A 19,852-nucleotide genomic window follows, 5' to 3' on the forward strand; every position below is an offset into this window, starting at 1 on the left:
CCGCGGCGGGCCCGCCGGCGCGCCGGTCGTCGTCGCCGACGGCGCCCCCGTGGGCGAGGCGCTCGCCGCGGCCCTGGCGCGGCGCGTCGACGTCGTGCTCACCACCGGCGGCACGGGCCTCACGCCCACCGACCGGACCCCCGAGCAGACCGCTCCGCTGCTCGACCGCGAGATCCCCGGCATCGCCGAGGAGCTGAGGAGGCGCGGCACGGCCGCCACCCCCACGGCCCTGCTCTCGAGGGGGCTGGCCGGCGTCGCCGGCCGCACGGTCGTCGTCAACCTGCCCGGCTCCCGCGGGGGAGTGCGCGACGGCCTCGCCGTCCTCGACCCCCTGATCGACCACCTGCTCGACCAGCTCTCCGGAGGCGCTCATGACTGACTCCCTCGACAGCGCACGACCCGTCGAGGGCCCTGCCCTCAGCGCCGCGGGAGAAGAGGCAGCCGCCGACGCCGTCCTCGAGGCCGAGGGAGGGGACCCCGACGCGGTGGCGACCCCGACCGGCCCCAGCGGGCGGGTGCTGCTCGCCGAGGTGGTCGAGACGGTGCTGTCGGCAGCGGAGTGCTCCGTGATCGTGGCGAGCCGCGCCTCCGGGGCGATCGTCACGTTCGAGGGCGTCGTCCGAGACCACGACGGCGGTCGCGACGTGGCCGCTCTGCACTACGAGCAGCACCCGTCGGCGGGCGACGTCATGGGCGCCGTCGCCGAGCAGATCGCGGCGGAGCACCCCGCGGTCACGGTCGCGGTGCAGCACCGCGTCGGCGACCTCGAGATCGGCGACGTGGCGCTCGCCTGCGCCGTCGCCTCGCCTCACCGCGCCGAGGCCTTCGCCGCCTGCTCGGCGCTCGTCGACCTCGTCAAGGAGCGCCTGCCGATCTGGAAGCGCCAGGCCTTCACGGACGGCCCCGACGAGTGGACGGCGTCGCTGGGCTGAGTGCAGCCGGGCGGCGCCGCGGACGCGGTCCGGCCGGTCAGCCGTCGTCGCCTACGCTCGTCGGGTGGCACACCTACTAGGCGCAGAGAACCTCAAGCTCGAATTCCCGACCAAGGTCGTCCTCGACGGGGTGACGCTCGGCATCGACGAGGGCTCCCGCATCGGCGTCGTCGGCCGCAACGGCGACGGCAAGTCGACCCTCATGTCCGTGCTCGCCGGTCGCCTCGAGCCGGACGACGGCCGGGTCACGACCCGCCGCGGCCTCACGATCGGCATGCTCGACCAGCGCGACGTGCTGCCCGACGACGACACGGTCGGCCGGATGATCGTCGGCGACCGCGACGAGCACGAGTGGGCGGGCGACGCCCGCATCCGCGACGTCATCTCGGGCCTCGCGACCGACATCCCGTGGGAGGCGCGGCTCGGCGACCTCTCGGGCGGCCAGCGTCGTCGGGTTGCCCTCGCGCGCCTCCTCGTCGGCGACTGGGACGTCCTGTTCCTCGACGAGCCCACCAACCACCTCGACGTCGAGGGCGTGGCCTGGCTGGCCGAGCACCTCCGTCGCCGCTGGTCGCCCTCGTCGGGGGCGCTCGTCGTCGTGACGCACGACCGGTGGTTCCTCGACGAGGTCTCGACCGACACGTGGGAGGTGCACGACGGCATCGTCGAGCCCTTCGAGGGCGGCTACGCGGCCTACGTGCTGCAGCGCGTCGAGCGTGACCGCTCGGCCGCGGCGTCCGAGTCGAAGCGCCAGAACCTGATGCGCAAAGAGCTGGCGTGGCTTCGTCGTGGTGCGCCCGCCCGCTCGACCAAGCCCAAGTTCCGCATCGACGCGGCGAACGAGCTGATCGCCGACGAGCCGCCCGCCCGCAACGCCGTCGAGCTGTCGCAGATGGCGACCGCCCGGCTCGGCAAGGACGTCGTCGACCTCGTCGAGGTCGGCGTCTCGTTCGGCGACAAGCTGGTGCTGCACGGCGTCGAGTGGCGCATCGCCCCCGGCGAGCGCACCGGCGTGCTGGGCGTCAACGGGGCCGGCAAGTCGACGCTCCTCAAGGTCGTCACGGGCGAGGTGCAGCCGACGGAGGGGCGGGTCAAGCAGGGCAAGACGGTCAAGTTCGCGATCCTCGACCAGCAGCTCGCCGACCTGCACGAGGTGGCGAACGAGAAGGTGAACGACCTGATCGGCCGGCAGCGCACCTCCTACGTCACGGCCGGCAAGGAGATGACGCCCGGGCAGCTGCTCGAGCGCCTGGGCTTCACCAGCGCGCAGCTGCAGACGCCGATCAAGGACCTGTCGGGCGGGCAGAAGCGCCGTCTGCAGTTCCTGCTGATCCTGCTCAACGAGCCGAACGTGCTCATCCTCGACGAGCCCACGAACGACCTCGACACCGACATGCTCGCCGCGATGGAGGACCTGCTCGACGGCTGGCCCGGCACCCTGCTCGTCGTCTCGCACGACCGGTACCTGCTGGAGCGCGTCACCGACCAGCAGTACGCGGTGCTCGACGGGCAGTTCCGGCACCTGCCCGGCGGCGTCGACCAGTACCTCGCCCTGCGCAAGCAGGCCACGGACACCCAGGGCGGCGCGACCGACCGTCCGACCGCCGTCCAGGGGGCGCAGTCGTCGGTCGCCGCCGCGGCCGCCGCGTCGGGGCTGTCGGGCGCCGAGAAGCGCAACGCCGAGAAGGAGCTGGGCTCGATCGACCGCAAGCTCGCCAAGTCGGCGACCGAGCGCAGCGGCCTGCTCGAGCAGTTCGCGGGCTTCGACCAGTCCGACTTCGACGGCCTCGCGGCGCTGCAGGCGAAGCTCACCGCGCTCGACCACAAGACGGCCGAGCTCGAGGTGCGCTGGCTCGAGCTCAGCGAGCTGCTCGCGTAGGGGCTCCCTGGCGCCGCAGCGCCGCGGGGCTCGCCGAGTGGTCGGTCCCGGTCTCTCGCGAGGCCCGGAGCGACAGTGATCGACCACTCGCCGAGCCTGCTCGGATCAGCCTGGCCGCTCGGGTGCGTCGGGTAAGCCGGGTCCGCCGGGTCGGCCGGGTCGCTCGGGTCGGCCGGGTCGGCCGGGTCAGTCGCCGAGCGTCAGGCTGAGACGCCGCAGCAGGTCGCCGAGCCGCTGCTCGTCGACCGGGCCGAGGTCGGCGAGGAGGCGGCGCTCAGCAGCGAGGAGACGCTCGATCGCCGCGTCGACCGCGTCGCCCCCTGCCCGGGTCAGCCGTGCCCGGACGCCACGACCGTCGTTCGGGTCGGTGCGTCGCTCGACGAGGCCGCGCGCGACGAGCCGGTCGATGCGGTTCGTCATGGCGCCGCTCGAGACGAGCGTCTGCTGCAGCAGGGCCTTCGGGCTGAGCTCGTAGGGGCCGCCGGCCCGGCGCAGCGCGGAGAGCACGTCGAACTCCCACTGCTCGAGGTCGCTGGCGACGAAAGCGTCGCGTCGGGCGCGGTCGAGGTGCTTCGCGAGGCGGCCGACGCGCGAGAGCACGTGCAGCGGGGCGAAGTCGAGGTCGGGACGCTCGTGCGACCATGCCGCGACGATCCGGTCGACCTCGTCGCGCGGCTCGGCACCGCCCTGCGGCCCGGCGCCGCCCTGCTGCTCTCGCTCGCGCTCGCGCTCGCGCTCGCCAGGTTCGCGCTGTTCGCGCTCGTCGTCCTGATCGGCCTCGGGCATCTGCTCATCATGGCAGCGCACCTCCTCCCGGACATCGAGGGCGGGTCATCGCGGTCGAGGGCGGGTCCGCGTCGACCCGCCCTGGACGACGCTGACCCGCCCTGGACGACGCTGACCCGCACTCGACGTGCAGAGGTGCGGCCATGGGCGACGGTGGCAGCGGCAGCGGCAGCGACGGCCGAGGCGCCGTCTGACAGAATCGACCCTGCGCCCCGGGCGCGGTCCGCCATGGTGTAACGGCAGCACGACAGCCTTTGGAGCTGTTAGGTCCAGGTTCGAATCCTGGTGGCGGAGCCGATGAGTCGACGCGCCGGCGGAGGCGTGCGTCCGGCACCCGATCCGGACCGGCGGCCCCGGCTCTCGATAGCCTGCGCCCATGTCGACCACCGCCCTCTCCCCGCTCGCCCGTGCCGCCCTGCTCGGCGTCCTCACCGGCTCCCGCTCGGCGACGCCCCTCGCGGCGCTCGCCCTCAGCCGCGACAGCCGCACCCTCACCGGCAGCTGGCAGGAGTGGGCGGTGTTCCGCTCGTCGATCGGGCGTGCCGTGTTCGTGGCCGCCGGCGCGGGCGAGCTCGTCGGCGACAAGCTGCCCTCGACGCCCAGCCGCATCTCGGGCGGCGCGATCTTCGGTCGTGTCGCCGCCGGTGCCGTCGTCGGGTTCGCGATGGGGACCACCGACCTCCGCGCCGACCGAGGGGTGCACGGCGCCCTGCTCGGCGCCGCCGGGGCCGTCGTCGGCAGCTTCGCCGGCTACCTCGGTCGCAAGGCCCTCGTCGAGAGGACCGGCCTGCCCGACCTCGTCGTCGCCCTGCTGGAGGACACGATCGCGATCGGCGGCACCGCCGCCGTCGTGCGCGCCGCCCGCAGCTGAGGTCTCCCCTCCACAGCGCCCGACCCACCGCGCGCCGCCCGGACACGCCAGGCCGACCTGCGCCTCCTGCGCCGCCCGTGGGAGGATCGCCGATGATCGCCGCACGACCCCACCTACTAGGAGCCCCATGCCCGAACGCAGCCTCGCCGTCGTCGTCCTCGCCGCAGGACAGGGCACGCGCATGAAGTCCTCGACGCCGAAGGTGCTGCACCGGCTGGCCGGCCTGCCGCTGATCCAGCACGTGCTCGAGACCGCGGGGGCGCTGCAGCCCGAGCACCTCGTGGCCGTCGTGCGGCACGAGCGTGACCTCGTCGTGACGAGCATCGTCGAGACGACGCCCGGCGCCGTCATCGTCGACCAGGACGACGTGCCCGGCACCGGTCGTGCCGTCGAGCAGGCCGTCGAGGCGCTGCCCGCCGACTTCGAGGGCGACGTCGTCGTCGTCAGCGCCGACGTGCCGTTCCTCGACCACGCCACGCTGGGCGCGCTCCTCGAGCAGCACCGCACGGAGGCGGCGGCCGCGACGCTGCTGTCGGCGGTCCTCCCGGACGCGCACGGCTACGGCCGCGTGGTCCGGCGCTCGTCCGGAGACGTCGACCGCATCGTCGAGCACAAGGACGCCAGCGAGGAGGAGCGGCAGCTGCGCGAGATCAACTCCGGCACCTATGCCTTCACCGTCGCGGCCCTGCGCACGCACCTGCCCCGCGTCGGCTCGGCCAACGCGCAGAACGAGAAGTACGTGACCGACGTGGTCGGGCTGCTGACGGCGGCCGGCGAGCGCGTCTCGGCGCGTGCGGTCGACGAGACCTGGCGCCTCGAGGGCATCAACGACCGCGTGCAGCTCGCCGCCGCGGCCCGCCGCCTGAACGACCGCATCGTCGAGCACTGGCAGCGCGAGGGCGTCAGCATCGTCGACCCGCAGACCACCTGGATCGACCGCGACGTCGCCCTCAGCGCCGACGTCGAGCTGCTGCCCGGCACGCAGCTGAAGGGCGCCACCTACGTCGCGGCGGGGGCCGTCGTCGGTCCCGACACGACGCTCGTCGACACCGAGGTCGGCGAGGGCGCGGTCGTGAAGCGCACCGACGCGACCCTCGCCGTGATCGGGGCCCGCGCCTCCGTGGGGCCCTTCTCGTACCTGCGTCCGGGCACCGTGCTCGGCGAGGGCGGCAAGATCGGCACCTTCGTCGAGACCAAGAACGCCGAGATCGGCGCAGGCTCGAAGGTGCCGCACCTCAGCTACATCGGCGACACCGAGGTCGGCACCGACAGCAACATCGGCGCCGGCACCATCACGGCCAACTACGACGGGGTGCACAAGCACCGCACCGAGGTCGGGTCGAACGTGCGCACCGGGTCGCACAACGTGTTCGTCGCCCCCGTTAGGATTGGCGACGGAGCGTACTCAGGCGCAGGGACGGTCGTCCGCAAGGACGTGCCGGCCGGCGCGCTGGCGTTGAGCATCGCCCCACAGCGCAATGCGAGCGGATGGGTCGAGGCGAACCGCCCCGGCTCCGCGGCGGCCGAGGCCGCCGCCCGCGCCGAACGAACGACCGACTGACCCCTGTCGGGTTGGCCCTCAGGGGCCGGAGAGCGAGTGACGTGTCCGGAATCAAGATCACCGGCGAGAACCGACTCGTTCTGGTCTCGGGGCGTGCGCACCCCGAGCTCGCGAACCAGATCGCGTCGGAGCTCGGCTCAGAGCTGATCCCGACCGACGCCCGCACCTTCGCCAACGGCGAGCTCTACGCGCGCTACGACGAGAGCGTCCGCGGCGCCGACGCGTTCGTCATCCAGTCGCACTCGGCCCCGATCAACGAGTGGCTCATGGAGCAGCTGATCATGGTCGACGCCCTCAAGCGCGCCTCGGCGAAGCGCATCACGGTCGTCGCGCCGTTCTACCCGTACGCCCGCCAGGACAAGAAGGGCCGCGGCCGTGAGCCGATCTCCGCCCGTCTCGTCGCCGACCTGTTCAAGGCCGCGGGTGCCCACCGCATCATGAGCGTCGACCTGCACGCTCCGCAGATCCAGGGCTTCTTCGACGGCCCGGTCGACCACCTCTTCGCCATGCCGGTGCTGCTCGAGCACTTCCGCACCAAGCTCGACACCAGCACGCTCACCGTGGTGTCGCCCGACATGGGCCGCGTCCGCGTCGCCGACATCTGGAGCGAGAAGCTCGACGCCCCCCTCGCCATCATCCACAAGCGCCGCGACCCGCTCGTGCCGAACCAGGTCACCGTGCACGAGATCGTCGGCGAGGTCGAGGGCCGGGTCTGCCTGCTGGTCGACGACCTGATCGACACGGGCCGCACCATCGTCAAGGCCGCCGAGGCGCTCAAGGCCGCCGGCGCGATCGGCGTCGTCGTCGCCGCGACCCACGCGGTCTTCAGCGACCCGGCGCCCGAGATCCTCAGCAGCGACTTCATCGACTCGGTCGTCGTCACGGACACCCTGCCGCTCACCGACCACCAGAAGTTCGACAAGCTCGAGATCCTGCCGATCGCCCCGCTGATCGCCCGCGCGATCCACGAGGTCTTCGACAACGGCAGCGTCACGTCGATGTTCGATGGAGCGGCGTAGCCGTTTCATCGAACCAGAAGGCACAGCCGACGGGGCCCACGAGCACCATCGCGCCTGCGCGAACAGAACGGCCGTGATCGGGTTGATCCCGGCCACGGCCGTTCTGCCTGTCGACGCCCAGACGCCTAGGCGCCTCGACGTCACCGCGTCAGTGCGTCGACGGCTCCGTCTCGATCTCCGAGCGGTCGCCCGACCACAGCGTGTGGAACACGCCGTCCTCGCCGACCCGCTCGTAGGTGTGCGCGCCGAAGAAGTCGCGCTGGCCCTGGATGAGGGCGGCGGGGAGGCGCTCGGACGCGAGCGAGTCGTAGTACGACAGCGCCGACGCGAACCCGGGCACGGGGATGCCCGACAGGGCGGCCTTGGCGACGATGCGGCGCCAGGCCTGCTCGCCGTCGCGGACGGCGGCGGCGAAGTAGTCGTCCTCGAGCAGCGTCGCGATGGTCGAGTCCTTCTCGTACGCCTCGACGATGCGGTTGAGGAACTGCGCGCGGATGATGCAGCCCCCGCGCCAGATCTTCGCCACCGCACCTTTGTCGATGTCCCAGTCGTACTCGAGCGCGCCCGCGATGATCGCGTCGAAGCCCTGGGCGTAGGCCACGATCTTCGACGCGTAGAGCGCCTTCTGCACGTCGTCCTCGAAGCCGTCGCCCGCCTCCTGCACCTCGGGCCGGCCCTTCAGGGTCGCCTGCACCGCCGCGCGCTGGTCGGGCTTCGACGAGACGGCCCGGGCGAAGACGGCCTCGGCGATGCCGCCGACGGGCACGCCCAGGCCGACGCTGTTCTGCACGGTCCAGACGCCGGTGCCCTTCGAGCCGGCCGCGTCGACGATCGAGTCGACCAGTGGTCCGCCGGTCTTGGCGTCGACCTGGCGCAGCACCTCGGCGGTGATCTCGATCAGGTACGACTCCAGCTCGCCCTTGTTCCACTCCTCGAACACGGCGGCGATGTCGGCTGGCTCGTGGCCGCCGACGCGACGGAGCAGGTCGTACGACTCGGCGATGAGCTGCATGTCGGCGTACTCGATGCCGTTGTGGATCATCTTGACGAAGTGGCCGGCGCCGTCGGAGCCGATGTGCGTGACGCACGGCTCACCCTCGGCGACCGCCGCGATCGACGCGAGGATCGGGCCGAGGGTCTCGTACGCCTCCTTCGAGCCGCCGGGCATGATGGACGGGCCCTTGAGGGCGCCCTCCTCGCCCCCGGAGATGCCGGCGCCGACGAAGTTCAGGCCGCGCTCCTTGAGGGCTGCCTCGCGCCTCCTCGTGTCCTGGAAGTTCGCGTTGCCGCCGTCGACGATGATGTCGCCCTCCTCGAAGAGGTCGGCGAGCTGGTCGATGACGGCGTCGGTGCCCTTGCCGGCCTGGACCATGATGATCGCGGTGCGCGGCTTCTGCAGCGACGCGGCGAAGTCCTCGATCGACTTCGAGGCGACGAAGCCGGCGTCGCCGTGCTCGTCCATCAGGGTGTCCGTGCGCCCGGGGGAGCGGTTGTAGACGGCGACGGTGTTGCCCTCGCGGCTGGCGAGGTTGCGGGCCAGGTTCGATCCCATGACGGCCAGGCCGACGACTCCGATGTTCGCCTGGGCGGTGGGGGTGGACTGTTCTCCGTGCTCGGTCACGGTGCCTCCTTGCGGTCGATGACCCCCGCACACTATTCCTCCGTCCTGCACCCCCGACAAGCACCGTCAGTGCCCTCCGGGGCGCGGACGACACGAGGAGGCGCGTCTACGCTGGTCCGGACGCCGCCGTCCCCGACACCGAGAGGTCCCCGTGCCTGAGACACCGCTGCCCGCCCCGATCCCGCCCGTCGTCGTGATGGGGGTGTCCGGCTCCGGCAAGTCCACGGTCGGGGAGCTCCTGGCCCGCACCGCGGGCGTCCCGTTCGTCGACGCCGACGACCTCCACCCGCAGGCCAACCGCGACAAGATGGCCGCCGGCCACGCGCTCGACGACGACGACCGGGCGCCGTGGCTCGAGATCGTCGCGCAGCGCATCCGCGACGCCGGGGAGGACGGCGTGGTCGTCGCCTGCTCGGCGCTGAGGCGCCGCTACCGGGACGTGCTCCGCGGCGGCGACCCGCGCCTCCGGTTCGTGCACCTCACCGGCGTCCGCGAGCTGGTGGCCGAGCGGCAGAAGGCACGCAAGGGGCACTTCATGCCGCCCGGGCTGATGGACTCGCAGTTCGCGACCCTCGAGCCGCTCGGCGACGATGAGCCCGGCTTCGGCGTCGACGTGTCCGCAGGTCCGGACGAGATCGTCGCGGAGGCGCTGGCCCGGCTCGGGGAGCGCTGACGGTCGCCGACGTCCGCGGGTTGGCGACGCGCCCGGGTGCCCTGTAACGTAGGGGTCGACTTCGGCGAGGGGTGCTCCGGCACCCGTTATCGACGCGGTAGGCAGGCACTCGGTCTCGTGACATCGTCCCCACGGCTGCGAGGTCCCTCCTCACGCGATCTGCGTTCGAGTTGACATCGACCCACACATCCCGGGCCGCCAGGCCCGCAGAAACGGAGACATCCATGGCTGACGACAACACCCTGTCCGCTCTCGTCCGCACCAGCTTCGGCAAGGGCGCGGCCCGCAAGATCCGCGCGAACGACCAGATCCCCGCGGTCATCTACGGCCACGGCACCGACCCCCAGCACGTCACGCTGCCCGGCCACGAGACGATGCTCATCACTCGCCGCTCGAACGCGCTCATCACGCTCGACATCGAGGGCACCCAGCAGCTCGCCCTCGTCAAGGACATCCAGCGCGACCCGGTGAAGCAGGTCATCGAGCACATCGACCTCATCGTCGTCCGCCAGGGCGAGAAGGTCGAGGTCGACGTCCCCGTCCACATCGAGGGCGAGTCGGCTCCCGGCACGATCCACGTCGTCGAGCTCAACGCCATCACGCTCGAGGTCTCGGCCACCGCGATCCCGCAGTCGGTCGTCGTCTCGATCGAGGGCCTCGAGGACGGCGCGCAGGTGCACGCCTCCGACGTCGTCCTCCCCGAGGGCGCCTCGCTCGTCACCGACGCCGAGGTGCTCATCACGAGCGTCTCCGTCCCGCAGCTCGACCTCACCACCGACGCCGTCGACGACGAGTCGGGCGAGGCCGCCGAGGCCGAGGGCGACGTGCCCTCGATCGAGGACGAAGAGCGCTCCGAGTAGCACCGGTCGGATCACCCGCACCACCCGCACCACCCGCACCACGGCGTCGTCCGCGACGCCGACCGCCTGACAGCCCCGCGTGTCTCCCGAGGAGGACCATCCCGTGGACGACTCGCAGTGGCTCGTGGTCGGGCTCGGCAACCCCGGGCCCGACTACGCAGGCACCCGGCACAACGTCGGACAGATGGTGCTCGCCGAGCTGGCGCACCGCCTGTCGGCGAGCTTCAAGAACCACCGCACCAACGCGAGCGTCGCGGAGGGCCGCCCCCAGCCGGGCGGCCCCCGCTTCGTCCTCGCCGCCCCCCGCAGCTTCATGAACCTGTCGGGCGGGCCCGTGGCCGCGCTGCTGAAGTACTACGACCTCGACGTGTCACGGCTGATCGTCGTCCACGACGAGCTCGACATCGACTTCGACTCGATCAAGCTCAAGCAGGGCGGCGGCCACGGGGGCCACAACGGCCTGCGCGACATCATCGCCGCCACCGGCTCGAACGAGTTCCTGCGCGTGCGCGTCGGCATCGGTCGTCCGCCCGGCCGGCAGCCCGCCGCCGACTACGTGCTCAAGGCCTTCTCGTCGACCGAGCGCAAGGAGCTCCCGCTGCTCCTCGGCGACGCCGCCGACGCGGTCGAGATGATCGTCTCCGACGGCCTCACCGCGGCGCAGCTCAAGTTCCACACCGCGAAGGCCTGACCGGGGCCCTGCTCGCCCGCGCCCTGCTGCTCGCCGCACCAGGGCGGGGCACCGCGGACCGGCGCACTGTCGGCTGTGCCGAGTAGCCTTGTCCGGTGATACTCGCGGGCATGATCAAGGCGCTCTCGCGCGCCTCCACGTACTCCTCCGCCCTCGACCGGGCCGAGCGCAGCACCGACTACTCGGTGGTCGACGGCCTGCGCGTGCCGCTCCTCGCGGGGCTGCTCGCCAGGCGCGCCGGGCCCCAGGCCATGCTCGTGGTCACCGCCACCGGTCGCGAGTCCGAGGCCGTCCGCCTGTCCCTCGCCAGCTACGTGCCGGGCGCCGAGGTCATCGAGTTCCCCGCGTGGGAGACCCTGCCGCACGAGCGCCTCAGCCCGAGTGCCGAGACCGTGGGCAAGCGCATCCACGCGCTCCGTCGCCTCGCCGCCTGGTCGGCCGAGGCGGAGGCGGCGACCACGGCCGCCGCCGCGGGCTCGACCGCCGACGCGGCTCACGGCGTGCGTCCGCTCGTCGTCGTCGCGGGCGTCCGCGCGGCCCTGCAGCCCGTCTCCGACAACCTCGCCGACATCGATCCGGTCGTGCTGACCATCGGCGACCGGGGCCACGACCTCTCCGCGATCGCCCTGCAGCTCGTCGACCTCGCCTACGCGCGCGTCGACATGGTCACCCGGCGGGGCGAGTTCGCGGTGCGCGGCGGCATCCTCGACGTGTTCCCGCCGACGGCCGAGCACCCGGTGCGCGTCGACTTCTTCGGCGACGAGGTCGATCAGCTCCGCACCTTCTCGGTGGCCGACCAGCGCAGCCTCGAGGGTGTCGTGAGCACGGTCGAGCTGCCGCCGAGCCGCGAGATGCTGCTCACCGCGCCCGTGCGCCAGCGTGCTCGCGAGATGCAGCACGAGTTCCCGGGCCTCGCCCAGATGCTCGCCAAGATCGCCGAGGGCATCCCGGTCGAGGGGATGGAGTCGCTGGCGCCGGCCCTGGTCGACCGCCTCGTCCCGCTCACCCACTACCTGCCGGCGGGCGCCTCCGTCGCCGTGCTCTCGCCCGAGCGCGTGCAGTCGCGGGCCAAGAGCCTCGCCGAGACGAACCGCGAGTTCCTGTCCGCGGCGTGGAACGCCGCGACCGCCGGGGCCGCCGCCCCGATCGACCTCGACGCCGGCGACTTCCTCGCCCTCCGCGACCTGCGGGCCGCGGCCGGCGACCGCGCGTGGTTCACGTTCAGCGGCTTCGACTCGGGCGAAGTGCTCACCGACGACGAGGCGGCGCAGGCGGCAGGCGACTACGTCCGCGTCGAGGCCGCACCCGTGCCGAGCTTCAGCGGGCACGCCGAGGGCGCGCTCGACCACGTCGTCGGCCGCGTGCAGGACGGGTGGAGCGTCGTCGTCACCGCACGCGGAACCGGGCTCGTCGAGCGTGCCCGCGACGTGCTGTCCGAGCAGGGCGTCGCTGCTCGTCTCGTCGACGCTCTGCCCGACGAGCTCGAGCAGGGCGTCGTGCACCTCGTCGCCGGGGGAGTCGAGGCCGGCTTCGAGCTGCCCTCGGCCAAGATCGCCGTGCTCGGCGAGAGCGACTTCTACGGCCGCTCCGCGAACTACGACTCGCGCCAGGTCAAGAAGCTCGCGAGCCGTCGCAAGAACGTCGTCGACCCGCTCCAGCTCAAGCCGGGCGACGTGGTCGTGCACCAGACCCACGGCATCGGCAAGTTCCTCGAGCTGACCAGCCGCGAGGTCTCGTCCGGCGGCCGCAACGCCGTCAAGAACAGCCGCGAGTACCTCGTGCTCGAGTACGCGCCCTCGAAGCGCGGCTACCCCGGCGACAAGCTCTACGTCCCGACCGACCAGCTCGACCTGCTCAGCCGCTACGTCGGCGGCGAGGCGCCCCCGCTCAGCAAGATGGGCGGCAGCGACTGGGCCTCGGCGAAGAGCAAGGCGCGCCGCGCGGTCCGCGACATCGCGGTCGAGCTCGTCAAGCTGTACTCGGCGCGGATGGCGTCGAAGGGGCACGCGTTCCCGCCCGACACCCCGTGGCAGCGCGAGCTCGAAGAGGCCTTCCCGTTCGCCGAGACGCCCGACCAGCTGACGACGATCGACGAGATCAAGGCCGACATGGAACGGCCGATCCCGATGGACCGCCTGCTCTCGGGCGACGTGGGCTACGGCAAGACGGAGGTGGCCGTGCGGGCCGCTTTCAAGGCGATCCAGGACGGCAAGCAGGTCGTGATGCTCGTGCCGACGACGCTGCTCGTCAAGCAGCACTTCGACACGTTCAGCGAGCGCTTCGCGGGGTTCCCCGTGCACCTCCGGAGCCTCAGCCGCTTCCAGTCCGCGAAGGAGAGCAAGGAGACCATCAAGGGGCTCGGCGACGGCACGGTCGACATGGTCATCGGCACCCACCGCCTCCTGAGCGAGGGCATCGCGTACAAAGACGTGGGGCTGGTGATCATCGACGAGGAGCAGCGGTTCGGCGTCGAGCACAAGGACGCCCTGAAGAAGCTCAAGACCAACGTCGACATCCTCGCCATGTCCGCGACGCCGATCCCCCGATCGCTCGAGATGGCCGTGACCGGCATCCGCGAGATGTCGACCCTCGCGACGCCTCCGGAGGACCGGCACCCGATCCTCACCTTCGTGGGGCCCGAGGGCGAACGGCAGAAGGCTGCGGCGATCCGACGAGAGCTGCTGCGCGAGGGCCAGGTCTTCTACGTGCACAACCGGGTCTCGAGCATCAACCGGGTCGCCGCCGAGATCGCCGAGCTCGTGCCGGAGGCGCGGGTCGCGGTGGCGCACGGCCAGATGGCCGAGTCCACCCTCGAGCAGGTCATGGTCGACTTCTGGGAGCGCAAGTTCGACGTGCTCGTCTCGACGACCATCATCGAGACCGGCCTCGACATCGCCAACGCGAACACCCTGATCATCGACCGGGCCGACAAGTACGGCCTCAGCCAGCTGCACCAGCTGCGTGGTCGGGTCGGTCGCGGCCGTGAACGCGGCTACGCGTACTTCCTGTACGACCCGGACAAGCCCCTGAGCGAGACCGCCCAGGACAGGCTGGAGACGATCGCCGCCAACAACGAGCTCGGCGCCGGCATGCAGGTGGCCCTCAAGGACCTGGAGATCCGCGGAGCCGGCAACCTGCTCGGCGGCGAGCAGTCGGGCCACATCGCGGGCGTCGGCTTCGACCTCTACCTGCGGATGATCGGCGAGGCGGTCGGCGCGTTCCGCGGCGACGTGGCCGAGGGCCAGACCGAGCTTCGGCTCGAGCTGCCCGTCGACGCCCACATCCCCGACGAGTACGTCGAGAGCGAGCGCCTCCGGCTCGAGGCGTACCAGAAGCTGTCGACGGCCAGCGCCCCGACCTCGAGCGACGACCAGATCGACTCGGTGCTCGACGAGCTCACCGACCGCTACGGCACGCCGCCCGCCTCGGTGCTCGCGCTGATCGAGGTCTCCCGCCTCCGGCGAGCGGCGCAGAAGGCAGGGCTCAGCGAGGTCGTCGTCATGGGCAGCAACCTGCGCGTCGCCGGGGCGGACCTGGCGGACAGCATGCAGGTGCGCCTGCAGCGCCTCTACCCGGGGGCTCGGTGGTTCGGCCAGACGAACTCGGTCAGCGTCCCCCTGCCGGTGCGGCACGGGGAGGGGCTGGTCGACGCTGAGCTCATCCTCTGGGTCGAGCAGCTGATGACCTCGATCTACGGCGCGGACGTGCCGCGGCCCGCCGCCGGCGGCGTCGCCCCCACGGCCTGACACGACGGGCGGCCCTCCCGGCTGCCCGTCCCCGACGACCCCGGCGGTCAGACGAGGAGGAGCGGTGCACGACGACACAGGACTCGAGGCCGAGGTCCGGGAGCTCTCCGACGTGGTGGAGGCGCTGCTCGCCGACCAGGGCGGCTGCGGGTGGAACCGCGCGCAGACGCACGAGTCGCTCGTCACCTACCTGGTCGAGGAGTGCGCGGAGCTGGTCGAGGCGATCGAGGACGGCACGGTCGACGATCGTCGTGAGGAGCTCGGCGACGTGCTCTACCAAGTGGTCCTGCACGCTGCGATCGCGGCCCGCGCCTCCGACGGTGCCTTCGACCTGGCCGACGTCGTGCGCGACGTCCGGCTCAAGACCGTGCGCCGGCACCCGCACGTGTTCGGCGGAGAGGACGCGGCCGACGTGGACGACATCGTCCGTCTCTGGAGCGCTGCGAAGGCCGTCGAGAAGGCGAGCCGGTCGAGCGCGTACGACGGCGTGCCACGCGGGCTGCCGGCGTTGTCCCGCGCTCAGAAGCTGGAGGGCAGGCGCGTCGCCGCCGGGGCGGCTCCGGCCGCCGGGCGAGCTGCGGACACGGCCGACGACGCCGAGCTCGTCTGGGGGCGTGATCTGCTCGCCGTCGTGGACGAGGCCGGTCGGGACGGCATCGACGCCGAGCGAGCCCTGCGCCGAGCGGTACGAGAGCGCGAGACGCTGTTGCGGGCCGTGGAGCCACGCCGCGACGGCGCCTGACCAGGGACGGACCCGACGGGGAGGGGGCGCCTCCCTGACCCGAACAGGGAGGCGCCCGCGCGTGGTCAGGCCGGGACGGGAGGCCCACGCGCCTGGGAAGACGCGGGTGTCTCGCGACGAACCGACGACAGACCACACCGTCGACAGGGCGCTCGTTTCTCCTGGGGATCAGTCCAGAACGAGCACCGTGACGACTCCATGAATGTAACCCGTGAAGCGTGACATGTCAACCGACACGGCGGCGTACGGTGCGGGCGGGACCTTGGTTCTGGCTTGCCCGCCTCGCGCCGTGGCTCACCAGGCGCGCCCCCCTGCCCCGGATGCGGAAGGGGCTGCACGGAAAGAGGTCGCACAGAGCTGGCGGGCTTGCCGCGCGGTGCCAACCTCGACCACTCGTGTCGGGCAGTGCTGACGACGGGATGACGGACCGGGCGTAGAGCCCGGTCCGTCGCGACGCCCCACCGCAGGGAAGGCGGGCGCCAGGTCGGCGTTGCGCAACCCGATTCGCTCCGCCGACACCTCGACAGTACATGCAATGTGAAATATGGGCAAGCTCTGGTCGCGATCGTCGTCCGCCGGCTCTGGGATGATGGTCTGATGCCGTCACACGTGACCCCGCCGCGCGGGATGAGAGACTTCCTGCCCGCCGACAAGCGCCGCCGCGAGCGGGTCCTCTCCGTGGTCCGAGACGTCTACCGGGCGCACGGCTTCGACGAGATCGAGACCCCCGTCGTCGAGTCGAGCGAGTACCTCTTCTCGGGCCTGGGGGGCGACAACGAGAAGCAGGTCTTCGCGGTGCTCCGACGCGGTCTCGACGACGAGGCGCTGCGGGCGGCCTCGTCCGCCCTCGAGCTCGCCGACCTCGGCCTCCGCTTCGACCTCACGGTGCCGCTGGCCCGCTTCTACGCCTCCCACCGCGCCGAGCTGCCGACCGTCTTCCGCAGCGTGCAGATCGCGCCGGTGTGGCGGGCCGAGAAGCCGCAGAAGGGGCGCTACCGCCAGTTCGTCCAGTGCGACATCGACATCCTGGGCGAGGCCGGCCAGCTCGCGGAGATCGAGCTGATCTCCGCCACCACCGCCGTCCTGGCCGCCCTCGGACTGGAGGGCACCACGATCAGGGTCAACGACCGTCGCGTGCTCCTCGGGGTGCTGTCGCACTGGGGAGTGCCGGCCGAGCTGCACGACCGTGCGCTCCTCGAGATCGACAAGCTCGACAAGATCGGCGTCGAGGGCGTCGCCGCCCAGCTGGTGTCGATCGGCGTCGAGGCGCCCGGCATCGCCGAGCAGCTGGCCCAGCTCGGCGACGCGACCTGGGACTCGGCGAGCGCCTCCCCGCCTCCTGCCTGGCTGGACCAAGGGGCGTTCGGCGACCTGCTGGCGCTCCGGGCGGCCCTGCCCGAGGCGAGGCTCGTCTTCGACCCGACCCTGGTGCGCGGCATGGGCTACTACACGGGCACGATCTTCGAGGTGGCGCACCCCGACTTCTCGTACTCCCTCGGCGGGGGCGGTCGCTACGACGGCATGATCGGGCGGTTCCTCGGCACCGACGTGCCGGCCGCGGGCTTCTCGCTCGGCTTCGAGCGGATCGTCGACCTCGTCGAGCTCGACGACGCCGACGACGACGGCCTCGTCGTCCTCTACGACAAGGCGGTCGCGCCGGTCGAGCTGCTCGCCCTGCAGAAGGCCCTGGTGTCCCGTGGGGAGGCGCGGGTCCGGCTGCAGAAGCGCGCCAAGAACGTCGGGGGCCAGCTCGACGCCCTCGCGGCGGCCGGGTTCCGGCGCTTCGTCGCGGTGCGCGGGGGAGAAGCCCCGGACGACCTCGAGGTGCGGCCCCTGGGCTGACCCCCGCCCCGCCCCGCCCCGCTCGGCGTCGGCCCGCGCGGCTAGGATCGACACGACCGCGTGCCCCGCACGCACACCGACGACTAAGGAGTTCATCCGTGGCAGAAATCGACGCAGTAGGCGCACGCGAGATCCTCGACTCGCGGGGCAACCCGACGGTCGAGGTCGAGGTCCTGCTCGACGACGGGACCGTGTCGCGCGCGGCCGTCCCCTCGGGCGCATCGACCGGGGCCTTCGAGGCCTACGAGCTGCGCGACGGCGACGAGAGCCGCTACCTCGGCAAGGGCGTCCTCAAGGCCGTCGCCGCCGTCATCGACGAGATCGGCCCCGAGGTCGAGGGCATGGACGCGACCGACCAGCGCCTCGTCGACGCCGCCATGATCGAGCTCGACGGCACCGAGAACAAGTCGCGCCTCGGCGCGAACGCCGTCCTCGGCGTCTCGCTGGCCGTCGCCCGCGCCGCCGCCGACTCGGCCGACCTGCCGCTCTTCCGCTACCTGGGCGGCCCGAACGCGCACACCCTGCCCGTGCCGATGCTCAACGTCATCAACGGCGGCTCGCACGCCGACAGCAACGTCGACATCCAGGAGTTCATGATCCTGCCGATCGGCGCGACGTCGTTCGCGGACGCCCTCCGCTGGGGTGCCGAGACGTACCACGCGCTCAAGAGCGAGCTGAAGTCGAAGGGCCTGTCGACGGGCCTCGGCGACGAGGGCGGCTTCGCGCCGAACCTCGAGAGCAACCGTGCCGCGCTCGACCTGCTGGTCGAGGCGATCACCAAGGCCGGCTTCACCCCCGGCAAGGACATCGCGCTCGGCCTCGACGTCGCCTCCAGCGAGTTCTACGCCGACGGCTCGTACACGTTCGAGGGCGAGAAGCGCGACTCCGCGTTCCTCGCCGGCTACTACGCCGACCTCGTGTCGGCCTACCCGCTCGTCACCATCGAGGACCCCCTCGACGAGGACGACTGGGAGGGCTGGGCCCACCTGACGAGCGAGATCGGCTCCAAGACGCAGATCGTCGGCGACGACCTGTTCGTCACGAACCCCGAGCGCCTCGCCCGCGGCATCGCCGCCGGCGCCGCGAACTCGATCCTCGTCAAGGTCAACCAGATCGGCACGCTGACCGAGTCGCTCGACGCCGTCTCGCTCGCGCAGCGCAGCGGCTACACGACCGTGCTGTCGCACCGCTCGGGCGAGACCGAGGACACGACGATCGCCGACCTCGCCGTCGCGACCGACGCCGGCCAGATCAAGACGGGCGCCCCCGCCCGCAGCGAGCGCGTCGCGAAGTACAACCAGCTGCTCCGCATCGAGGAGGAGCTGGGCGACGCAGCCCGGTACGCCGGCTACTCGGCGTTCCCGCGCTTCTCGGCGTAGCGCCACAGAGCCGTGCCCGTCGGGGCCCACGTCCTCGACGTGGTCCCTGCACCGAGGCCCGTTCCCCCTGGGGAGCGGGCCTCTCGGCGTTCCGTGACCCTGCCCCCTCGCGGGTCGTCTACCCTCGGGAGCATGCCCCGTGAGTCCCCGACCCGACGCGTGCCCGTCGCCTTCGCGTCGCGCGAGACCGTCGCGGGCGGCTGGCTCCGCAGCATCCGCTTCTCCGGCTTCAGCCTGCTGATGCTCGTCATCCTCGTGCTGTTCGTTGTCGTGCTCGCGCCGTCGCTCCGCACCCTGGTCCAGCAGCAGCAGCAGATCGCGGCCCTCCAGCAGGACGTGCGCGACCAGCGCGACGACGTCGACGACCTCCAGGGCGACGTCGCGCGGTGGAGCGACCCCGCGTACATCGAGGCCCAGGCCCGAGACCGGCTGCTCTACGTCTACCCCGGCGAGTACAGCTACCTCGTGATGGGTGCGGACGCCGACGCGGCGGCGCCGTCGCAGGCGCCCATCAGCGACACGCTCCAGACCCCGCAGGTCGACTGGGTCGCCGCGATGATGTCGTCCGTGATCGAGGCCGGCCTCAGCGACGAACCCGCGACCGAGCTGGTCGCGCCCGACATCGGCGGCGCGCCCCTGCCGTCCTCCACGACAGGCGGCACCCCGTGACGACCCCTCCCTTCGAGCCCGTCAGCGAGCGCGACGTCCAGCTCGTCACCGCGATGCTCGGTCGCCCCGCCCGCGACGTGATCGGCATCCCCGCACGCTGCGTCTGCGGCAACCCGACCGTCGTCGCGACGAAGCCGCGCCTCGGCGACGGCACGCCGTTCCCGACGCTCTACTACCTGTGCCACCCGGGGGCCACGGCCGCGATCTCGACCCTCGAGGCGAACGGCGTCATGGCCGAGCTGACCGAGCTGCTCGCCGCGGACGACGACCTCAGGAGGCGCTACCACGACGCCCACGACGCCTACCTCGCCGACCGCGAGGGCATCGAGCACGTGGCCGAGATCGCGCACGTGACGGCCGGGGGCATGCCCGAGCGCGTCAAGTGCCTGCACGCCCTCGCCGGGCACAGCCTCTCGGCGGGTCCGGGGGTCAACCCGCTCGGCGACCTCGCCGTCGAGCGCTCGAGCTGGAGCCCCGACGTGTGCCGTTGCGGCGACTACCTGGGCGAGGCCGGCGGCGATGCGAGCGACGAGGCGGCGGCGGCCGACGGGAGCGCTCCGAGCGCGGCGACCGGTGCGGGC

At 72.2% G+C, this 19,852-nt stretch carries 17 protein-coding genes and 1 tRNA gene; 16 read left to right on the top strand and 2 right to left on the bottom strand.

The window, feature by feature from the left end:
* The 3 genes from RWM17_RS05135 to RWM17_RS05145 form a co-directional block, all read left to right on the top strand.
* Nucleotides 1-379: molybdopterin-binding protein (locus RWM17_RS05135; protein ID WP_314101940.1), on the top strand; the 379-nt coding region annotated here is incomplete at its 5' end.
* Nucleotides 372-932 carry a molybdenum cofactor biosynthesis protein MoaE gene (locus tag RWM17_RS05140; protein ID WP_314101941.1) on the top strand — a complete coding sequence of 187 codons (561 nt, stop codon included), beginning with the start codon at nucleotides 372-374 and terminating at the stop codon, nucleotides 930-932. The genes RWM17_RS05135 and RWM17_RS05140, both read left to right, overlap by 8 nt.
* 64 nt (nucleotides 933-996) lie before the next feature.
* Nucleotides 997-2,811, top strand: a complete 1,815-nt coding sequence (locus RWM17_RS05145) for an ABC-F family ATP-binding cassette domain-containing protein (RefSeq protein ID WP_314101943.1) — start codon at nucleotides 997-999, stop codon at nucleotides 2,809-2,811.
* Between the two features lie 186 nt (nucleotides 2,812-2,997).
* On the opposite strand, the gene RWM17_RS05150 is transcribed toward RWM17_RS05145, so the two are convergent.
* The gene (locus tag RWM17_RS05150; RefSeq protein WP_314101945.1) at nucleotides 2,998-3,597 is read right to left on the bottom strand and encodes a MarR family transcriptional regulator; all 600 of its coding nucleotides are present in this window, start codon (nucleotides 3,595-3,597) and stop codon (nucleotides 2,998-3,000) included.
* A 222-nt stretch (nucleotides 3,598-3,819) separates the two neighbouring features.
* Between RWM17_RS05150 and RWM17_RS05155 the strand changes: the two genes are divergently transcribed.
* From RWM17_RS05155 to RWM17_RS05170, 4 genes are all read left to right on the top strand, one after another.
* Nucleotides 3,820-3,891 (top strand) — tRNA-Gln (locus tag RWM17_RS05155).
* An 82-nt stretch (nucleotides 3,892-3,973) separates the two neighbouring features.
* Nucleotides 3,974-4,468 carry a hypothetical protein gene (locus tag RWM17_RS05160; protein ID WP_314101947.1) on the top strand — a complete coding sequence of 165 codons (495 nt, stop codon included), beginning with the start codon at nucleotides 3,974-3,976 and terminating at the stop codon, nucleotides 4,466-4,468.
* Between the two features lie 127 nt (nucleotides 4,469-4,595).
* Nucleotides 4,596-6,029 carry a bifunctional UDP-N-acetylglucosamine diphosphorylase/glucosamine-1-phosphate N-acetyltransferase GlmU gene (glmU, locus tag RWM17_RS05165; RefSeq protein WP_314101948.1) on the top strand — a complete coding sequence of 478 codons (1,434 nt, stop codon included), beginning with the start codon at nucleotides 4,596-4,598 and terminating at the stop codon, nucleotides 6,027-6,029.
* Between the two features lie 41 nt (nucleotides 6,030-6,070).
* Nucleotides 6,071-7,048, top strand: coding sequence for a ribose-phosphate diphosphokinase (locus tag RWM17_RS05170; RefSeq protein WP_314101950.1), 978 nt, complete (start codon nucleotides 6,071-6,073; stop codon nucleotides 7,046-7,048).
* Between the two features lie 148 nt (nucleotides 7,049-7,196).
* Here the strand turns inward: RWM17_RS05170 and gndA are convergent, their stop codons facing one another.
* Nucleotides 7,197-8,600 carry an NADP-dependent phosphogluconate dehydrogenase gene (gene gndA / locus RWM17_RS05175; protein ID WP_399540117.1) on the bottom strand — a complete coding sequence of 468 codons (1,404 nt, stop codon included), beginning with the start codon at nucleotides 8,598-8,600 and terminating at the stop codon, nucleotides 7,197-7,199.
* Nucleotides 8,601-8,820: 220 nt separating this feature from the next.
* On the opposite strand from gndA, the gene RWM17_RS05180 reads away from it, so the two are divergent.
* From RWM17_RS05180 to RWM17_RS05220, 9 genes are all read left to right on the top strand, one after another.
* Complete coding sequence (locus RWM17_RS05180) at nucleotides 8,821-9,342, top strand: gluconokinase (protein WP_314101954.1); 522 nt, start codon at nucleotides 8,821-8,823, stop codon at nucleotides 9,340-9,342.
* Between the two features lie 224 nt (nucleotides 9,343-9,566).
* Nucleotides 9,567-10,202: a 50S ribosomal protein L25/general stress protein Ctc gene (locus RWM17_RS05185; protein ID WP_146903971.1), complete on the top strand. Its 636-nt coding sequence runs from the start codon at nucleotides 9,567-9,569 to the stop codon at nucleotides 10,200-10,202.
* A gap of 103 nt (nucleotides 10,203-10,305) precedes the next feature.
* Nucleotides 10,306-10,893, top strand: coding sequence for an aminoacyl-tRNA hydrolase (gene pth, locus RWM17_RS05190; protein ID WP_146903974.1), 588 nt, complete (start codon nucleotides 10,306-10,308; stop codon nucleotides 10,891-10,893).
* Nucleotides 10,894-10,988: 95 nt separating this feature from the next.
* The gene (mfd, locus tag RWM17_RS05195) at nucleotides 10,989-14,639 is read left to right on the top strand and encodes a transcription-repair coupling factor (RefSeq protein WP_314101956.1); all 3,651 of its coding nucleotides are present in this window, start codon (nucleotides 10,989-10,991) and stop codon (nucleotides 14,637-14,639) included.
* Between the two features lie 64 nt (nucleotides 14,640-14,703).
* The gene (locus tag RWM17_RS05200) at nucleotides 14,704-15,381 is read left to right on the top strand and encodes a MazG nucleotide pyrophosphohydrolase domain-containing protein (protein ID WP_314101957.1); all 678 of its coding nucleotides are present in this window, start codon (nucleotides 14,704-14,706) and stop codon (nucleotides 15,379-15,381) included.
* A gap of 597 nt (nucleotides 15,382-15,978) precedes the next feature.
* The gene (gene hisS, locus RWM17_RS05205; RefSeq protein ID WP_314101958.1) at nucleotides 15,979-17,223 is read left to right on the top strand and encodes a histidine--tRNA ligase; all 1,245 of its coding nucleotides are present in this window, start codon (nucleotides 15,979-15,981) and stop codon (nucleotides 17,221-17,223) included.
* A 98-nt stretch (nucleotides 17,224-17,321) separates the two neighbouring features.
* Nucleotides 17,322-18,602: a phosphopyruvate hydratase gene (gene eno, locus RWM17_RS05210; protein WP_314101960.1), complete on the top strand. Its 1,281-nt coding sequence runs from the start codon at nucleotides 17,322-17,324 to the stop codon at nucleotides 18,600-18,602.
* A gap of 132 nt (nucleotides 18,603-18,734) precedes the next feature.
* On the top strand, nucleotides 18,735-19,271 hold the full coding sequence (locus RWM17_RS05215; protein ID WP_314101962.1) for a septum formation initiator family protein: 537 nt from the start codon (nucleotides 18,735-18,737) through the stop codon (nucleotides 19,269-19,271).
* The coding region (locus RWM17_RS05220) for a DUF501 domain-containing protein (protein ID WP_399540115.1) at nucleotides 19,268-19,852 on the top strand (585 nt) is incomplete at its 3' end. The genes RWM17_RS05215 and RWM17_RS05220, both read left to right, overlap by 4 nt.

Origin of the sequence: uncultured Frigoribacterium sp., assembly GCF_963515265.1 — a bacterium.
In the GTDB taxonomy this organism is placed as follows: Bacteria; Actinomycetota; Actinomycetes; order Actinomycetales; family Microbacteriaceae; genus Frigoribacterium.

Coding starts and splice junctions, on each gene's coding strand:
- hisS (WP_314101958.1), top strand. CDS start 15,979: ATGCCGTCACACGTGACCCCGCCGCGCGGGATGAGAGACTTCCTGCCC.
- gndA (WP_399540117.1), bottom strand. CDS start 8,600: ATGGGATCGAACCTGGCCCGCAACCTCGCCAGCCGCGAGGGCAACACC.
- RWM17_RS05215 (WP_314101962.1), top strand. CDS start 18,735: ATGCCCCGTGAGTCCCCGACCCGACGCGTGCCCGTCGCCTTCGCGTCG.
- glmU (WP_314101948.1), top strand. CDS start 4,596: ATGCCCGAACGCAGCCTCGCCGTCGTCGTCCTCGCCGCAGGACAGGGC.
- RWM17_RS05185 (WP_146903971.1), top strand. CDS start 9,567: ATGGCTGACGACAACACCCTGTCCGCTCTCGTCCGCACCAGCTTCGGC.
- RWM17_RS05150 (WP_314101945.1), bottom strand. CDS start 3,597: ATGCCCGAGGCCGATCAGGACGACGAGCGCGAACAGCGCGAACCTGGC.
- RWM17_RS05160 (WP_314101947.1), top strand. CDS start 3,974: ATGTCGACCACCGCCCTCTCCCCGCTCGCCCGTGCCGCCCTGCTCGGC.
- RWM17_RS05140 (WP_314101941.1), top strand. CDS start 372: ATGACTGACTCCCTCGACAGCGCACGACCCGTCGAGGGCCCTGCCCTC.